General features: G+C 37.3%; 12 protein-coding genes and 2 pseudogenes. 6 read left to right on the top strand and 8 right to left on the bottom strand.

Annotated elements, in window-relative coordinates:
- Positions 1–4: 4 nt before the first annotated feature.
- From N824_RS13510 to N824_RS13535, 6 genes are all read right to left on the bottom strand, one after another.
- Positions 5–1,021 (bottom strand): LacI family DNA-binding transcriptional regulator, encoded by a 1,017-nt coding sequence (locus tag N824_RS13510; protein ID WP_048905662.1) that lies wholly within the window; start codon positions 1,019–1,021, stop codon positions 5–7.
- Positions 1,018–2,265, bottom strand: coding sequence for a glutamate-5-semialdehyde dehydrogenase (locus N824_RS13515; RefSeq protein WP_048905781.1), 1,248 nt, complete (start codon positions 2,263–2,265; stop codon positions 1,018–1,020). Before N824_RS13515 ends, N824_RS13510 begins: the two co-directional genes overlap by 4 nt.
- Positions 2,266–2,273: 8 nt before the next feature.
- Positions 2,274–3,308, bottom strand: coding sequence for a glutamate 5-kinase (gene proB / locus N824_RS13520; protein WP_048905663.1), 1,035 nt, complete (start codon positions 3,306–3,308; stop codon positions 2,274–2,276).
- A gap of 139 nt (positions 3,309–3,447) precedes the next feature.
- On the bottom strand, positions 3,448–3,858 hold the full coding sequence (locus N824_RS13525; RefSeq protein WP_048905664.1) for an OsmC family protein: 411 nt from the start codon (positions 3,856–3,858) through the stop codon (positions 3,448–3,450).
- Positions 3,859–3,891: 33 nt separating this feature from the next.
- Complete coding sequence (locus N824_RS13530; RefSeq protein WP_235207116.1) at positions 3,892–6,339, bottom strand: AsmA-like C-terminal region-containing protein; 2,448 nt, start codon at positions 6,337–6,339, stop codon at positions 3,892–3,894.
- A 141-nt stretch (positions 6,340–6,480) separates the two neighbouring features.
- A complete protein-coding gene (locus N824_RS13535; RefSeq protein ID WP_048905666.1) occupies positions 6,481–7,980 on the bottom strand; it encodes a malate:quinone oxidoreductase in 1,500 nt (499 codons plus the stop codon).
- Between the two features lie 253 nt (positions 7,981–8,233).
- On the opposite strand from N824_RS13535, the pseudogene N824_RS35555 reads away from it, so the two are divergent.
- From N824_RS35555 to N824_RS13555, 5 genes and pseudogenes are all read left to right on the top strand, one after another.
- A pseudogene (locus N824_RS35555) lies at positions 8,234–8,680 on the top strand (aldehyde dehydrogenase family protein).
- Positions 8,616–9,608, top strand: coding sequence for an aldehyde dehydrogenase family protein (locus N824_RS13540; protein WP_255327449.1), 993 nt, complete (start codon positions 8,616–8,618; stop codon positions 9,606–9,608). Before N824_RS35555 ends, N824_RS13540 begins: the two are co-directional and overlap by 65 nt.
- Positions 9,609–9,706: 98 nt before the next feature.
- A complete protein-coding gene (locus N824_RS13545) occupies positions 9,707–10,201 on the top strand; it encodes an SRPBCC domain-containing protein (protein ID WP_048905667.1) in 495 nt (164 codons plus the stop codon).
- Between the two features lie 95 nt (positions 10,202–10,296).
- Positions 10,297–10,794: pseudogene (locus N824_RS13550) on the top strand (GNAT family N-acetyltransferase).
- A 31-nt stretch (positions 10,795–10,825) separates the two neighbouring features.
- Positions 10,826–11,308 (top strand): MarR family winged helix-turn-helix transcriptional regulator, encoded by a 483-nt coding sequence (locus N824_RS13555; RefSeq protein ID WP_048905669.1) that lies wholly within the window; start codon positions 10,826–10,828, stop codon positions 11,306–11,308.
- Positions 11,309–11,311: 3 nt separating this feature from the next.
- Here N824_RS13555 and lspA read toward each other — a convergent pair whose 3' ends face one another.
- Positions 11,312–11,821, bottom strand: coding sequence for a signal peptidase II (lspA, locus tag N824_RS13560; RefSeq protein WP_235207117.1), 510 nt, complete (start codon positions 11,819–11,821; stop codon positions 11,312–11,314).
- 156 nt (positions 11,822–11,977) lie between these two features.
- Between lspA and N824_RS13565 the strand changes: the two genes are divergently transcribed.
- Positions 11,978–15,118 carry a TIM-barrel domain-containing protein gene (locus tag N824_RS13565; protein ID WP_048905670.1) on the top strand — a complete coding sequence of 1,047 codons (3,141 nt, stop codon included), beginning with the start codon at positions 11,978–11,980 and terminating at the stop codon, positions 15,116–15,118.
- Between the two features lie 70 nt (positions 15,119–15,188).
- Here the strand turns inward: N824_RS13565 and N824_RS13570 are convergent, their stop codons facing one another.
- Positions 15,189–15,545 (bottom strand): hypothetical protein, encoded by a 357-nt coding sequence (locus tag N824_RS13570; RefSeq protein WP_048905671.1) that lies wholly within the window; start codon positions 15,543–15,545, stop codon positions 15,189–15,191.
- Positions 15,546–15,620: the final 75 nt, after the last annotated feature.

Below are 15,620 nucleotides of genomic sequence, written 5' to 3' on the forward strand. Positions count from 1 at the left end.
TAAATCATCTTTTTATAAACTTAGGCTGCAAAATTACTTTGCATGCCTCTCTTTTTACCAAAGTATTACTGGCCGAAGCAAGCTCATTTAAAAGTACATCAATGATCTTCTCGGCCATTTCTTCTATAGGCTGATCTACAACACTGATTGGAGGCGTATGTAGTTTAAATACATCATGATCATCGTACGCTACAATACTGAAATCATCATTGATTTCTTTGTTTATCAGTTTTAATACTAACAAGCCCTTAATTGCAAGGTAGTTGGTCGAGAATAATACCGCATCAATCTTCGGGTTTTTCTCAAACAATAACATTAACTGTGCGTTTGTATTGTCATCCGTACTATCAAATGGAATTTCAGTATAAATATCTTTATTGAACTTGATACCATGATCCTGAAGCGCCTTTTCGTACCCAAGGAAACGATTATTGATCTGATCTACATGCAAATCTACCGTTACGAAAGCGATATTCTTTTTGCCACTATCGATAAGATGCTTGGTAGCGATATAAGTTCCGTTAAAGTTGTCGACCACCACACAATTAACTTCCATATCAGGAAGGTTCCTATCGAATATAACTACAGGAATGCGTTCTGCAAGCAACTGCTTAATCTCACCTTCGATGCCAGGTACAGGAGCAATAATATAAGCGTCCACTTGTCTGGACTTAAACATTTCTATAAGCTCCTTGGCCTTAACCGGATCATTCTCAGTACTTGAGTAACTAATTTTATAACCTTTTTTATATGCTTTATCTTCTATTTTACGGGCAATACTGGCAAAAAATGGGTTAGAGATGTCCTCTACTATCAGTCCTATTGTTTGCGTATTTCCGGTTCTTAAACTTCTGGCTACCTGATTTGGTTTAAAATCAAACTCTTTAATTATGGTGTTAACCTTTTCAATAACAGCCTTGCTAATGCGCATTTGCTCAGCTTTTCCATTTAAAATAAAGGATACGGTTGTAATCGATACATTGGCCTTACCGGCGATGTCTTTTATTGATGCTGGTTTCATCTTACTTGTCCCTCACCTTTAACAATCCATTTTTCTGTAACTAGTTTCTCAAGAGCAAAAGGCCCTCTGGCGTGTAATTTCTGAGTAGATATGCCAATTTCTGCACCTAAACCAAAAACCTGGCCATCAGTAAATCTTGTTGAAGCGTTTAAGTACACCACAGCCGCATCAACCTGGTTTAGAAACAATTCAGTTTTGACAGGATTTTGAGTAATAATCGCCTCAGAATGTTTTGAAGAGAATTTTGCAATATGATCAAGCGCCTCTTCCGTACTATCCACAATCTTCACAGAACATTTGAAATCAAGGAACTCTCTTCCAAAATCTTCAGGCTCAGCCTTATTAATTAAAGGATAGTGTTGATCTTTTAAAATCTTATAAGATTCTTCATCGGCAAATATCTCAACATTATATCCCGCCAGCAATGGCGCAAGCTTTTCAAGGAAAGGCTGCGCAACTGCTTTATCTACTAAAACAGTATCTAATGCATTACAAACTGAAGGTCTCGAAACCTTGGCATTTACTACGATCTTGGCGGCATCATCCAGCTTCGCGGATTCCTCCACATAAGTATGGCACACACCAGCACCCGTCTCTATCACCGGTACTAAAGCGTTTTTGCGAACGAATTCAATGAGCTGATTAGAGCCTCTAGGGATAATTACATCTATGTATCTTTCTGCAGTTAGGATGTCTAAAATATACTTTCTTTCAGCGGGGAGCTGTTGTACAATATTTACATCGAGGTTACTTTCCTCAAGAACCTGTTGGATTAAAGAAACAACAAATAAATTGGTATGATAAGCATCCTGACCACCTCTAAGTAAACAAACATTTCCTGATCTAATGCATAAAGCCGCTACATCAAGAGTAACATTTGGTCTTGATTCATAAATTACGCCAACCACACCAAGCGGAACCGTTCTTTTTTGAATAAAAAGCCCATTGTCAATTGTCTTTTCAGAGACGATTTTGTTGGTCGGATCTTCCAGATTTGATACATCTACCAGGCTTTTACTAAGCTCAATAATCCGTTCCGCATTTAACAGAAGACGATCCTTTTTGGGGTCGGCGTCGGACATCTTCTCCAGATCCTTTAAATTCTCAGCAATGATGTCTTCTTTTCTCTCAGAAATAATTTGTGCAATTCGGGTAATTATGCCTTGTTTATCCTTATCGCTGAGCGTTGATATCGATTTTTTGGCATTCTGTGCACTAATTAATTGGTCTTCTATTGATTCCATTATCATACTTATAATATTACAATATCGCTGGCATTGGCTATCTCCAGGTTATGTTGCTTAGCGTTTTTACTAATTGTGTTCGACGATACTTTGGCCTGAGCTACGGCTACAATGTTATTCTGTTCGTCAATAATTTCAAATATTTCACCATTAGCGAAATCTACTTCAATAGATTTAACACCAACAGCAAGCAAGCTTTTTCTTTTTCTGATTGCTTCGCTTGCGCCAGCATCAACCATGAGTCTACCAGTTACCAGGCTTCCGCTTGCAAGCCACTTATTTCTTGCAGATATGGAGCAGTTTTTAGGTGTACATATAGTCCCCGATTCTCCTTTTGCAGCTTTTAAAATGCCGTCTGGTGTTCTAACACCAAAAATAACCACTTTAATTCCCATTGTAGAGGCAAGATTTGCAAAAGTCAGTTTAGAAATCATACCACCCAATCCAACCTCAGAAGTATTCTTATTTGCCAAAGAGAATACTTCATTATTTATAGACTCAATTTTATCAATTACCTTACCCTCTTTATCCAGTACACCCGGAACTGATGTGCCTAAAAGGATAAGCGAAGCGCCAAAACCTACACCTAATAAAGTAGCAAGTTCGTCATTATCAGAAAACTTTAGCTCTAAATTACTAACTACGTCATTTTCGTTAGCAATTGGAATTACACCATTTTTCCATAATTCTTCGTAAGTCTCTTTCAACTGAAGAAATTGAGTTCTATGAGAAAAATGCTGCCTTTCGCATAAACTTTGCGCAATAGAAATATTGTAAGGCTTAAAATGTTTTGAATAAGTGCTTAGCAATAGCGGATTGCCAATTGAAGCAGCAGCTTTTCGCTCACTAATTTTACCTTTATAATTCTTTATGTATTTTTTTCCAGCTGCAACTGCACCTGAAGATACCAATATTAAATGGTGATTAAGAGCAAGTTCTGCTACCTGCCGGGTTATATCTGCAATTATTGCTTCATCAATTTCTCCTTTAGAGGTAGTGATGGAAGCGGAACCTAATTTCAATACAAGTATAGACTTGGTCATTGTGGCTGTTATAGTTTATTTGGCGCGAAAATTCGAAAATAGATAAATTACTGCGTATCTCGTAACTATAGAATAAAAAAATCCTCCTATTTATTAACTAAAGAGGAGGATTTAGGGAATAAGTTTACCTAAAAGTTCATTAAATCAATGAAGCTTCTAAGCTAATTTCCACATTATAAGCTTTACTTACAGGGCATGTAGCCTTAGAACCAGCGGCAATTTCCTGGAACTTGGCATCATCAATTCCAGGTATGTCAGCTTTTAGGACAAGATGTGAAGTAGTGATTACTCCATTATCTAAAGTTACAGTTGCTTTGGTTTCCAGAGAAGTTGGATTAAATCCAGCTTCTGTTAAGTCTAAGCTTAGTTTCATGGTGAAACAACCAGCATGAGCGGCAGCCATCAATTCTTCGGGATTGGTTCCAATTCCATCTGCAAAGCGGCTATTAAATGAATATTGTGTTTTATCAAGTACTTTGCTGTCAGTTGTAAGGTTTCCTGAACCTTCTTTAATAGTGCCATTCCAAACGGCGGTTGCATTACGTTTCATTTCAATGAATTAAGGTGGTTATTAATAGGTTGTTTATTTTGTTTTATCGCGGTTTCTATTCAATTTGATTTTGATTTTTCCATCTTCGCCATCAGTTGCTAGTAAATGTAACACAATTCCTTTCATCCTTCTTGCTCTTTTTTCATTTTTATCTGTAATCTCAGCGTCTTTTTTAGGATTTCTTAAGGGTACATCTAAAGTAATGTTAGTACCGGTTGACATTGAGTATACTCCTGCAATGTCCATATTCAATAAGCTCGAATTAATTTGCATGGGGTTAATGGTAATTTTTTGACCCCTTACGTCAAACTTTCCATTCAAGTTGGTAAATGAAATATTGTCCAGATCCCTAAGGGGAAAAGCAAATTTACCTACATTTTTAACCGGTTCGAAACTTAGCAGAGCCCCTTTTTTTAAATCAAACGCGATACTGCCATATAATGAATTGGGAAGGAGATTTCCTTTATCACTTATAACCCCCGATATACTGGTCTTAGAAAACAGGTAGCCTCTTAAGTTTTTTGACGTCAGCGTTTTCATGCCGAAGTTATCAAAGGAATAAAAGAAGTTTTTAATGTCCACATTTGTAATTGTGGCATTAAGTTTAAAGTTATTGGTACTGCCCTTTTGGGCAATGCTACCGTTTAAAGAAACTGCACCACCAGCATGTTTTACATTCACATTTTTAATAGCTATACCATTTTCTGAGAGCAATAGATCAGCATTTGCATTTGTAGCCAGAAACTTATTGTAGTAAATCTTGTCTACTTTCACATTCATATTTACCTGACTCTTTTCAAAAAGTTCGTTCAGATTCTCAGAAAAATTAGATCTCTTGCTTCTCTTCTTTGCTTTTGGTTTTCTGGTGCCAAGGAAGCCTATAAATTCACCTAAATGAATCTGTGGACTTCTTATTTTCCAATTTAATAGTATTTTCTCCGGATTAGTATAGTAAAGGTTTAAGAAATTACTTACAGAACCTTCCATAGATACGACGCTTTTACCGCTTTGTAAGCGAATGTTTTTAATATAGAGATCATGATCGGTAAAATTGAGTGAAATGGCTGTATTCTTGAAATTCACCTTGCGGGGAACGTAGCTCACGTCTGCATTCTGGATATCCACCACGCCTTTAACAAAAGGTTTGGCCAGCATAAAGTCTACAATATCTGCGCGGTAAGCAAGCTTAACGTCTGCTGTGCCTTTGCCGAATTTGAGCATCTCCTCTCCGATGATGTTATTAAGCTTTGCAATTTCAAACTTCGAGGTGAATAGCCCGGTGGCAATTGGTTTATTCAGGTTGTTGATAAAGGCGGTGTCAATGGAAAACGGTATCTGCGCATAGCTTCCTTTAAAGCTAAAAAGCTTAATAGCTGAGTTCTCATCATTTATTCCTTTACCTTTAATATAGCTGTTGGTGAAAAAACCAGTAAAATTACAATTTTCAACCACTCCCCCGGGTGTGGTCAGCACATTATCCTTTATGAGTGCCTTAACGTTGATTTCGGGATCCCCGCCAGGACCCATATTGCCTGCCAGGGTGCAATAAACGTGTATAGGTTGCTTAAGATCAAACATGTTAAGCTTAACGGTAATATTTGGAGCCAATAACGCAGAGGCATTGCGCCATAAAATATTCTTGGTTTCTATATTGATGGTAAAGTCTGTGTTTTCTTTAGAAGTATCAAACTTAGCTCCTATTATAAATGGATCTTTTCCTATATTTAATGTATTAGGGGCTATCAACACAATTCCGGAATCGTCGTTATAAGTAATTTTAAAAGGACCTTCTAGAAGTTTGTCTTTAATAAAGCTACCTCTTCTGGTGTTAAATGCCAGGCTTTTGGCTAGTGCCTTAAGTTTAATGTCAGCCTCCCAACCTCCAAGTAAAAGATAATCCAAATTGCCCTTTACATCATAAATATCAAACTGAAAGAGTTTATGTCCTTTTTGATTGTCTACCACAAAACTAACGTTGCTTAAAGTAAACTTTCCCAGTTCCGGGCTTGAACTGCTATCATCTTTCGGCTTTTTTGATTTATCTTTTTTAGGGAAGATAGCAGTATTACTATATCCGTTACTATCGGTAAACAGATAAATTGCTGCGTCATTAATTCCTATCTTTTTTATTTCTATAGTCCCCTTAAGTAAGGCTAATGTATTTACCGATACTTCTAATTCTTTAGCATCTAAAAGTGTGTGCTGATGGTTTTTCCACAAACTATCTTTCATCACCACATTATTTAGTTTGATGGATACCCCAGGAAATCCACGCAAAAAAGTAGGTTCCATACTTGCAATGGTAAGTGTACCATTAAGATTTTTGTTTAGTTTTTGCGTTATGGTTTCCAGTAAACTCTTTTTATTTGAGTTCACATATAAAGCAAGAGCTGAGAAGATTAGAAGTATCAACCCTATAAGGATACCTACTACTTTGAGTGTTATTTTAGACCAGCGTGGCATTTTCTGTTTTATAGTCAAACGTTTAAATTATAAAAATTGTTTTTGAAGCTAATACTATTACGCAATCGTCATGATGCGAGATTGTATTACAATTTAAATAAATTTAATTGACTTAAGGCTATAATCTTAAGTATGCCATTTATACGCCACTATGATATTTTATGCAGTCTTCAGGCTAAGTGCATGAGTTGTCTGAACTCTGATTTCTTCAGTTAGCTGAGCATTACCGTTTAGTGGCTGACCATATGATGGAATCATACTTTTCAGCTTTTTCTGCCACTCTTCGGTTTTTATTTGATCAGCAAAGCAACGCTCCATTAAAGTAATCATAATCGAAACAGCTGTAGATGCTCCCGGAGATGCGCCAAGTAATGCAGCGATTGATCCGTCAGCAGCAGTAACTACTTCAGTTCCGAACTCCAGTACCCCACCATGCTTTTCGTCCTTCTTAATTACCTGAACACGCTGACCTGCAGTTTCAAGCTCCCAATCCTCCATTTTTGCAGTTGGCAGATATTCTCGAAGTGCCGCAATGCGATCTTCCGGAGACTGTCGCACCTGGTCGATCAGGTATTTGGTCAGCTGCAGGTTATCTAAACCTGCCGATATCATAGGTCTGATATTATTAATTTTTATAGAAAGCGGTAAATCAAGTAAAGAACCATGTTTCAAGAAACGCGTAGAGAAACCGGCATAAGGGCCAAATAACAAAGCTTTTTTGCCATCAATCATTCTTGTATCAAGATGTGGAACCGACATTGGAGGAGCTCCAACTGATGCTTTTCCATAAACTTTTGCGTTATGACGTTCAATAACTTCCGGATTAACACATTTAAGCCATTGCCCACTAACAGGAAAACCGCCAAATCCATTTCCTTCAGGAATTCCCGCTTTTTCTAGAAGTGGTAAAGAACCCCCGCCCGCACCTATAAATACAAATTTTGCTTTTACAACTCTTCTTTTACCGGTCGTTTCATTTTTAACCTTTACTTCCCATAAACCATCTTTTTGTTTTAGTTTACGAACTTCGTGGTCAAAATGCATACTTACACTTTCCTTCTTTTGAAGGTAATTAAACATCATTCTGGTTAAGGCTCCAAAGTTTACATCGGTACCAAGCTCCATTTTTGTTCCGGCAACCTTCTCTGCCGAATCCCTGTCGTTCATTACTAAAGGCATCCATTCAGCCAGTTCTTTCGGGTCTTCAGAAAAGGTCATCCCTTTAAAAAGATCACTTTTCTGAAGGTTATTATATCTCTCGCGTAAAAATTCAACGTTCTCCTGACCCCATACAAAACTGATATGTGGTATGCTTTTGATAAAGGTTTCGGGAGCATCAACAATTTTATTCCTTACCAGGAAAGACCAAAACTGTTTGGATACTTCAAAAGATTCAGCAATTGAAACCGCTTTTTTAGTTTCAACTGTACCATCAGCTAGTTGTGGAGTGTAGTTTAATTCGCAAAAAGCCGAGTGTCCGGTTCCCGCATTATTCCATGCATCAGAACTTTCTGCAGCTGCTACGTCTAACCGTTCAAAAATTTCAATACTAAGATCTGGCTGCAATTCCTTAAGTAATACACCCAAAGTTGCGCTCATAATACCAGCGCCAATTAATACAACATCAACAGTACTATCTGATTTAGTTTTACCAGTCATTTTTGAATTTTTTTGCAAAAATACGATTCTTAATCAAATTTTTCACCTAAACCTTACCCCTGATTTTAATTATATTGCGATTAATTTACATAACCCATATTTTCTTTTATGAAAAAGCCTAAATCGCAGGAAAATCGGTAGAATCTAAATTTAAAATAGCTTACTAAATGGCAAAATGATGTATTAATAAACGCAAACAACTTTTGCTCACATCTGTTGATCCATTAGCGAGCGAATAAAATAAAAAGACAACATGAGCATTCAATCAGTTAATCCGGTTACTGGAAAAGTAATCAAAACCTATAAAGAACATTCCTGGGAACAGATCGACAAAAAGATAGCGACCACGCAGATCGCCTGGTTGAAATGGCAAAACACAAGTTTTGCAGAAAGAGCCTCTTTGTTAAAGAAAACATCTGCATTGCTCCTACAGCGCAAGGAAAAACTGGCAGCTTTAATGGCCATCGAAATGGGAAAACCGATTAAAGATGGTATAGCTGAAATTGAAAAATGTGCATCCGTTTGCGATTATTATGCAGATAATGGCGACGACTTTTTGAAAGACGAGTTAATTAAAACTGAAGCTGCTAAARGWTAWGYRWNGTTTCCGGCCCTTGGGAATTGTATTGGCAATAATGCCCTGGAACTTTCCGTATTGGCAATTATTCAGGTTCCTGGCTCCCGCCTTAATGGCTGGTAATTGTGGTGTGTTAAAACATGCATCTAATGTCAGTGGCTGTGCGTTAAGTATTGAACAGATAATTAAAGATGCCGGATTTCCTGCAAATGTTTTCCAGGTACTGCTAATTAATAGCAAGGTTGTTAAGCAAGTAATAGCTCATCGCCATATTAAGGCTGTCACTTTAACGGGAAGTACAGAAGCAGGTATGCAAGTAGCTCAACAGGCTGCACAGCAACTGAAGAAAAGCGTGCTGGAGCTTGGGGGAAGCGACCCGTACCTTATCCTGGCCGATGCAGATCTTGAACTGGCGGCCGACGTTTGTGCGCAAAGCAGACTCATAAATAATGGCCAAAGCTGTATTGCTGCAAAAAGATTTATTGTAGTAAAGAAAGTTGAAAAGGAATTTGTTAGGCTATTTAAAAATAAAATGGCAACCAGAATAACAGGCGATCCTTTTGACGCTGATACCAGCCTCGGGCCAATGTCTAGATTAGATCTTAGGGATGATTTACATGAGCGAGTAAAAGAAAACATAAAAGCAGGCGCTAAATGTATTCTTGGAGGACAAATCCCTGATTTTAAAGGCCGACATGCTTATTACACCCCTACAATTTTAACAGGGATAAAAAAAGGCATGCCTGCTTATGAAGAAGAAATTTTTGGGCCGGTGGCATTAGTTATTTCGGCAAAAGATACTGATGACGCTATAAGAATGGCCAATGACACACCTTTTGGCTTAGGTGCGGCAGTATTTACTAAAGATGGATTACTAGGAGAACAGATAGCAAAAACTCAATTAAATGCCGGCTCTTGTTTTGTGAATTCATTAGTCAAATCTGATCCCAGATTGCCTTTTGGTGGGATTAACCAATCTGGATACGGTCGTGAATTGGGGATGTTTGGTATCAGAGAGTTTGTTAACATTAAAACAGTTTACATTAAATAGAAATTGTTTTGGCATAAATACCACCTGCTTTTGGCTTTTATGGGAAGCTATATTTAGTATTACCAAGCCTAAATTTGAATTACCTTAAAACAATTTCTATGAAAAACTTTGATTGGACCTCATTTACAATAAGGATTTTGGTAAAAGCAAATCTAAGCGATATTTACGATGCCTGGACAAAAAGCGCTGAAATAGAGAAATGGTTTTTGAAAGAAGCCATCTTTACTAACACAGACGGGTCTAAGATAGGCAAAGAGGAATCTATTCGGGAAGGTTATAACTATGAATGGATCTGGTATTTGTATGATGATAGGGCGACAGGTAAAATAACTGAAGCAAATGGTTCAGATTTTATCCAGTTTACATTTGAAGGGGAGTGCCTTGTTGATTTGAAGCTATCTGTTCAAAAGGATTATGTTTTAGTGGAGCTTACTCAAAAGAACATACCCACTGACGAAAATAGCATGCGGAATATTAGATTAGGATGCCATAATGGATGGTCATTTTACCTGGTTAATTTAAAATCTATTTATGAGGGCGGCATTGATCTAAGAGGCAAAGATCCTGACTTTAAGCCCATGCTCAACACGTAATCTTTTATTCTAATTATCATGAAAATCTCACATTGCAGATTTTTAAATTAATATATGTAGTTAACTACGTACTTTTGAACATAAATTTAAAATGTATGAGTACCTCGATATTAATAGAACCTATTTACAACAACTATTGTGCACGAATAATTGATGTTATCCTGCCAATCCAACAAATCGAATTTGGAGTGCCAATTACGCTCGAAGGTCAGCCAGATCTTTTAGATATAGAAACAAATTATCATAAAGATGGTGGCGGATTCTGGGGTGCTTTAAATAAAGAAGAATTGGTAGGAACAATAGCCTTAATGAATGTTGGTCATCATACTGGTGTGATCAGAAAAATGTTCGTTAAAAAAGATTACAGGGGTAAAGAATTAAACATTGCTCAGCACTTGCTTGAATCTCTTATTGATTACTGCAAACAACACAGCATAACAGATATATACCTCGGCACCGTAGATATATTGWMKKCYGNATSYWRGYTTTATGAACGAAATGGTTTTGTGAAGATCAAAAGGGACGCGCTTCCACCCTATTTCCCAAGAATGAAGGCTGACAATACATTTTATCACTTAGATTTGAGAAATTAACGTTTTAATAAGCAATTTGAAATAACAGCACATGAATGTCATCAATGAATCCGGTATTCTGGCCATATCAACAAGACTGCAGCGCTTGAGTGAGCAGTTTCGTAAGGATGGTTTTCTTCTTTATAAGGCGCACCATATAGATTTTGAGCCCAAATGGTTTCCTGTTATTTATACGCTACATTTTAAACCTGTGTTAAGTGTTGTTGAACTTGCGGCTGAAATTGGTTATACCCATCCCTCAACCATTAGCTTACTGAAAGAGTTGGAAAAAGAAAAGATCATACGTTCCAAAAAAGATAAACAGGATGAAAGGAAAAGACTCATTTTACTAACTGAAAAAGGTAAAAAACTCCTTGAGCAAATGAAGCCTGTATGGGATATAATGGTTTTGGCTTTAACTGAAGTGACAAATACCACGAACAATATCATGAAAGCTATTGCCGAGGTTGAACAAAAACTGGAAGAGCAAAGCTTTTTAGAAAGGGCAAAAAAAATATCGCCACCCGTTAAATAGCTTTTAAGCTAGTTCCGGGTTGGCTCTTTTAAAATACAAATGGGTGAGTATCATTAGCATACCTATCATGATGGATACATCTGCAATATTAAATACTCCAGTCTGAAAGATTCCAAAATCTATATGTAAAAAGTCTGTAACTGAACCGTATAATAATCTGTCATATAGATTCCCTATACCACCACCAATTACAAAGCTAATTCCAACAATTAGTAACCTTTCCAGCTCGGTTTTACTTAAAATGTAGTAGATACCAAAGCCAAGTACAACCGATGGCAGTAATGAAAGCAGCACAAACTTTATCGGCACAGGAAGTGAGTCTCCAGAACTTAAAAAAGCTCCTGAGTTCTCGACCTTAGTTAAGGTGAAATTATTGCTAATGATCTTTATGCTCTCATTATAATCTATATGCTTTCTTACAATGCTTTTAGTTACCTGATCGCAACCAATGTTAAACAATACAAGTGATAGAACTAACACCCTTCTAAGAATCTTTCCTGTTATCATTTTCATGTGTTAAATACCCGCTTAATATAGTTATATGTTGTGTATGATTAAAGGTAATTGATTTTTTTGCCAGTATGGTGACATATTTAGAACAAACGTTTGCGCAGGGATATAAAAATATTATTTAACAGATTAGCAAAACACAATCACTTATTCTTATAAATGAGAAAGTTAATTTTATTTTCCCTGATGGCTCTCTTTACCTCACAGTCATTTGCTCAAAAAGCTGCGCCAGATCCAAAAATCTTCTGGTCAGAAAATTTTAAAAGCGGCAAATTGCCAGATGGCTGGCTAAATGTAGACAGTAGTAAAAAGGACCTGGCATGGTTAATTACCAATCAGCCATATCCCGGCTCCTATCAATATCAGCAGCAAGCACCCCCTATTGCCTCAAAAAGTCGTGACTACCATTTACAGTTTCAGGCAGGCTATTTTGTTGATGAAGATCAACCATCCTGGGTCAAAAAGAAGCAGTATCCTGATACCTGGATGCAGACAGCAGCTATTAACTGCTCTGGCAAATCCTCTGTAATACTTCGTTTTCAGCATACCTTTAGGTACAATAGCGAATTTGCAGCACCTGGAGCTGGTCTTTATGTTGGTGTGAGTACTGATGGCGAGAAATGGACCGACTATAATGTAACTAATAATGTGCCTTCAGCAACGGATATGTTTACTCCTATTAATCAGGAAGTAAATATTACTAAAGTAGCTGCTAAACAGCAAAAAGTATATCTTCGATTTTATTGGAAGGGCTATTATAGCTGGTATTGGATGGTCGATGACATTGAATTGGCAGAAGCTTACAATAAGGATCTTGCTATTACGCGCTTAACATCGCATAACGAAGAAGAAAATACCTTTACTAAAAACGATGTTCTAGCTGTTACAGTTAAAAATAGTGGTATTGAAAGCATCAGATCCAACTTTAAAGTTGTGGGAACTATTGACGGGAAAAAAGAAATTTCAGCAAATGTTATGGCCAGCAAAAAGCCGATTGCCAGTGGTGAAGAAATTACTGTTAAATTCCCTGGTGTTGATTTAACTGACAAAGCCACACACAATTTAAGCTTTAGCTTAAAGTTTGATGCAGATGAAAAACTTTCTAATAACACCTTAAAAGCAAAAATAAATGCCAAAGAGACTAAAGTTGGAAACCTTACAGACTTTAAAGCTAATGGAAATGAGTTTAATGTAACAGCAGGGTTTTCGGCCTTTAAGGTGATCTTCTATACGGATGATATTTTCAGAATCTGGATGGCGACAGATGGACAATTTACCAATCCTGCGGGTAATGATATTGTTGTTAGCTATGATGTAAAGAATCCTTCTGTTAATTCAACCGATAAAGGCAGTTATTACCAAATAAAAAGTAAGGATTGTATTGTTCGTGTTTACAAGCAACCATTGCGTTTTGCGATGTACGACGTAACAGATAGTAAACCGATCTGGGAAGAATCAGAGTCAATGTCGTTTGGCGCCAGAACAAAACAAACTATGAAGCGTCATAATGATGAATATTTTTATGGCGGCGGTATGCAAAATGGCTATTTCTCTCATAGAGATAAAGATATTCTGATTGAAAAAGGTGGAGGCTGGGATGATGGTGGAAGAGCTAATCCTGCCCCATTCTATATGTCTACCGCGGGTTATGGAGCATTCAGGAATACATTTGATGCTGGTAAATACTCATTCAAGGAAACACTTAGTTTTACGCATAATGAAAACCGTTTTGATTGTTTTTATTTCTTCGGTCCATCATTAAAACAAATACTTAATGGTTATACGCAAATCACCGGAAGACCATTTTTAATGCCGCGTTGGGCTTTGAGCATGGGCGATGCAAACTGCTATAATCGTGGTGTTAAAGGTGATGACAGTAAAAACTATAAAGGAACAGGAACAACAGGCACTACATCCGATGTAATAAAATTGGTGGCCGATAAATATATAGAAAACAAAATGCCTCGTGGATGGATCCTACCTAATGATGGCTACGGTTGTGGTTATACGAAGCTGGACTCAACCATTACAGAGTTAAAGAAAAGAGGTTTTTACACTGGACTTTGGACAGAAAATGGAGTAGAAAAAATTGCCAAAGAGGTTGGCGAATATGGCTCCAGATTAGCAAAACTCGATGTTGCATGGGTTGGTCCGGGTTATAAATATGCATTAGACGGTTGTAAGGCTGCCTATGAAGGTATAGAGAACAATAGTAATGCCCGTGGCTTTATTTGGAGTGTAATGGGCTGGGCTGGTACACAGCGTTATTCAACAGTATGGTCTGGAGATCAAAGTGGTAACTGGGAGTATATCCGGTTTCACATTCCGACTATTATAGGTTCCGGATTGTCTGCTCAAAATGCGGCAACAGGCGATGTGGATGGCATTTTTGGAGGTAGTGACTCTACATATGTAAGAGATTTACAATGGAAATGCTTCACTCCTGTTTTAATGGTAATGAGTGGTTGGGCCAAAAAGAACAAACAGCCTTATCTGCAAGGGGAAGTTAATTCAGCTACCAATAGGAAATACCTGCAATTAAAAATGCGTATGACTCCATATATGTATACCCTTTGCGAAGAGGCGTATGAAACCGGTATCCCTGCATCAAGAGCGATGGTTCTTGAGTTCCCCCAGGATGAGGTTACTAAAGGTAAACAAACTCAATATCAATTCATGAACGGTGAATCATTATTAGTGGCACCTGTTTATAAAAGTGAGTCCAAAAGAGACAGCATTTATCTGCCAAATGGCACGTGGTATGACTACTGGGATGGCAAGGCTTACACTGGCAACACGTGGGTGAACAATTATTCCGCGCCTTTAGAAAAGCTGCCGCTATTTGTTAAACAAGGTGCAATTATACCCATGTACCCTCAAATGGATTACGATGGGGAGAAAAACACCGACAGCCTAACATTAGATATTTACCCATACCAAAAATCTAAATTTGATATGTATGAAGATGATGGCTTAACCAGAGATCATAGAAAAGGTGCCTTTGCAAAAACATTGATCGAAGTTGATGCTACTACTGGTATACAAATTATAATAAATGCTGCCAAAGGAGATTTTGAAGGTAAGAACAAGCAAAGAGTTTATTTGGTGGATGTACATAATCCAAAAGCACCTAATAAAGTAAGTGTTAACGGCAAAAAGTTAAAAGCTTACAACAGTTTGCAACAGTTCGAAAAGGCTAGTACTGGGTATTTTTTCAACGCCAAAGACAGATCTGGCACTGTTCATATCAAAACGGATTACTTAAGTACATCTGTTAATCAAACGATTGCGTTGAATTAGTAAGTTGTAAGAGGGGTAAAAAAAAAGGNAACCGCGTCCGGTTGCCTTTTTTAATATATGATAGATTTAATTATTTTCTGTTTCCGAAGTCACAAAACTGAACGTCTTTTTTAGGTCTGAAAATCATGTAAAGCCCAACACCTATTAGAACCAATGCAGTAGTATATTGTGAAATATCAAAGAATACCAGGTCTTTTAAAGTAAATACACCTCCAAGTATCACAAAAAATACCCAGGCACCTGCTTTAAAGTTCTTCCTATAGCCTATTAATAACCCGAAAGCCAGGAAGAAAGTGTGCCAGCTCAACACCCAGAATGGAATATTAAGGCCAATGTTTCTTAATAAAAAGATAGCACCAATTACAAGTAAAAAAATACCCATGCCGAAATGGCGATTTGATCTGGTTTTGTTATTTAAAGTTTCCATAGCTTTTTTTCTTCAAAACTACCTGCAAAAACAACGCTCATCAATGCTAAGGGGCTGTATTATAGAAAACTGCCG

This window comes from Pedobacter sp. V48, from assembly GCF_000523515.1.
In the GTDB taxonomy this organism is placed as follows: domain Bacteria; phylum Bacteroidota; class Bacteroidia; order Sphingobacteriales; family Sphingobacteriaceae; genus Pedobacter.